1 protein-coding gene is annotated in these 2,692 nt (G+C 32.1%); it reads left to right on the forward strand.

All coding sequences use genetic code 11. The annotated features are described in order from the left end of the window. Positions 1-2,609 (forward strand): valine--tRNA ligase (locus AB1Z17_RS13235; RefSeq protein WP_368052244.1); only part of this gene is annotated, 2,609 nt, incomplete at its 5' end. Between the last annotated feature and the right edge of the window lie 83 nt (positions 2,610-2,692).

Below are 2,692 nucleotides of genomic sequence, written 5' to 3' on the forward strand. Positions count from 1 at the left end.
ACCCTAAAGATGTAGAGGGTAAGTGGTATGATTACTGGATGAGTAACAACTATTTTTATTCAACACCAAACGAAAAAGAACCATATACTATTGTAATCCCACCTCCAAATGTTACTGGGGTTTTGCATATGGGGCATATGTTGAATAACACTATACAAGATGTTTTAATTAGAAGAGCACGGTTAAAAGGAAAAAATGCTTGTTGGGTGCCTGGTACAGATCACGCTTCTATTGCTACAGAAGCAAAAGTGGTTGCTAAATTAAAAGAACAAGGAATTAATAAGAGCGATTTAACGCGTGATGAATTTTTAAAACACGCTTGGGATTGGACAGATGAGCATGGTGGTATTATTTTAGAACAACTTAAAAAATTAGGCGCTTCTTGCGATTGGAAACGTACAAAGTTTACAATGGATGCAGAATTAAGCGAGGCTGTAACCAAAGTTTTTATCGATTTATATAACAAAGGGCTTATCTATAGAGGTTATAGAATGGTAAACTGGGATCCTTCTGCAAAAACAACTTTATCTGATGAAGAAGTTATTTTTGAAGAAAAACAAGGAAATCTTTACTATTTAAATTATAAAATTGAAGGCACTAATGATGTGCTTACAATAGCAACAACACGACCAGAAACTATTTTAGGAGATTCAGCTATTTGTATCAATCCAAACGATCCACGTTTTTCACATTTAAAAGGAAAAAAAGCCATTGTTCCAATTGTAAATAGAGTAATTCCTATTATTGAAGATGAATATGTGGATATTGAATTTGGAACTGGTTGTTTAAAAGTGACACCAGCGCACGATCAAAATGATAAAGTTTTAGGTGAGAAACACAACCTAGAAGTTATTGATATTTTTAATGATGACGCTACTTTAAACTCTTTCGGGTTGCATTATGAAGGAAAAGACAGATTTGTAGTTAGAAAAGAAATCACCAAAGAATTAGAAGCGTTAGGTTGTTTGGTGAAAATAGAACAGCATTTACATAAAGTAGGAACTTCTGAAAGAACAAAAGAAGTTATTGAACCAAAAATTTCTGCACAGTGGTTTTTAAAAATGGAAACTATTGTTAAACCAGCTTTAAAAGCAGTGTTAGAAGATGAGGAAATTAAGTTTTTCCCAAAACATTATAATAGTACGTACCGTCATTGGTTAGAAAATATTAGAGATTGGAATATTTCGCGTCAACTTTGGTGGGGACATCAAATTCCAGCTTATTTTTATGGAGATGGCGTAGAAGATTTTGTAATTGCTGAAACTATCGAGCAAGCGTTGAAATTAGCAAAACAAAAAACGAATAACCAACAACTAAAAATTGAAGATTTAACGCAAGATCCAGATGCATTGGATACATGGTTTTCATCTTGGTTATGGCCAATTTCAGTTTTTGATGGTATTAGAAACCCTGATAATGAAGAGATTGAGTATTACTATCCAACAAACGATTTAGTTACAGGGCCAGATATTATTTTCTTTTGGGTAGCGCGAATGATTTTTGCTGGTTACGAATTTAGAAATGAAAAACCTTTTTCAAACGTATATTTTACAGGAATTGTGCGTGATAGTAAAGGTAGAAAAATGTCTAAATCATTAGGTAATTCGCCAGATCCAATAAAACTGATGGAAAAATACGGAGCAGATGGTGTTCGTGTTGGAATGCTGTTGTGTTCGGCTGCTGGAAACGATTTATTATTTGATGAAGATTTATGTGCGCAAGGGCGAAATTTCTCCAATAAAATATGGAATGCATTCAGGTTAATAAAAGGATGGGAAGTTTCTGAAACTATTGAGCAACCACAATCGGCAAAAATTGCTATTGAATGGTATCAAGCAAAGTTTCAACAAACATTGATTGAATTAGAAAATTCTTTTAATCAATACAGAGTAAGTGAAGCTTTAATGAGCATTTATAAATTAATTTGGGATGATTTTTCTTCATGGTTCTTAGAAATGGTAAAACCTGCCTATCAACAGCCAATTGATGCAGTAACATTAAAAGCAGTGATTTCATTTTTAGAGGATAATTTAAAAGTGTTACATCCGTATATGCCATTTATTAGTGAAGAAATTTGGCAACATATTTCAGATAGAACTCCAGAAGAAGCATTAATTATTGCTGAATATCCAAAAATGGAAACAGTAAATGAAAGCTTAATTAATGAGTTTAAAGTTGCTTCTGAAGTAATTTCAGGAATTAGAAATATTAGAAAAGAAAAAAACATTGCTTTTAAAAATGAAATTGAGTTTTCAGTTTTAAATAATGATAATATAAATACAGATTTTGATGCTGTAATTGAAAAATTGGGTAACTTGTCAGCTATTAATTATGTAACTGAAAAAGTTGACGGAGCATTAAGTTTTAGAGTAAAATCTAATGAGTATTTTATTCCAATGGGAGATGCAATTGATGTGGAAGCAGAAAAAGTAAAGTTAGAAGAAGAATTAAAATACAATGAAGGTTTCTTAAAATCTGTTCAGAAAAAGTTAAGTAACGAGCGTTTTGTAAGTAACGCACCAGAACAAGTAATTAAAATAGAACGTCAAAAAGAAGCAGATGCTTTGGCGAAAATTGAAACGATTAAAGCTAGTTTAAATAGCTTGTAAAAAACGGTACACAAGCTATGGCTGGCGAATGTACTTTAGAAAAGGGATGCTTATTTATAAGTGTCCCTTTTTGTTTTTTTACT

Origin of the sequence: Lutibacter sp. (assembly GCF_040883305.1) — a bacterium.
GTDB lineage: Bacteria > Bacteroidota > Bacteroidia > Flavobacteriales > Flavobacteriaceae > Lutibacter.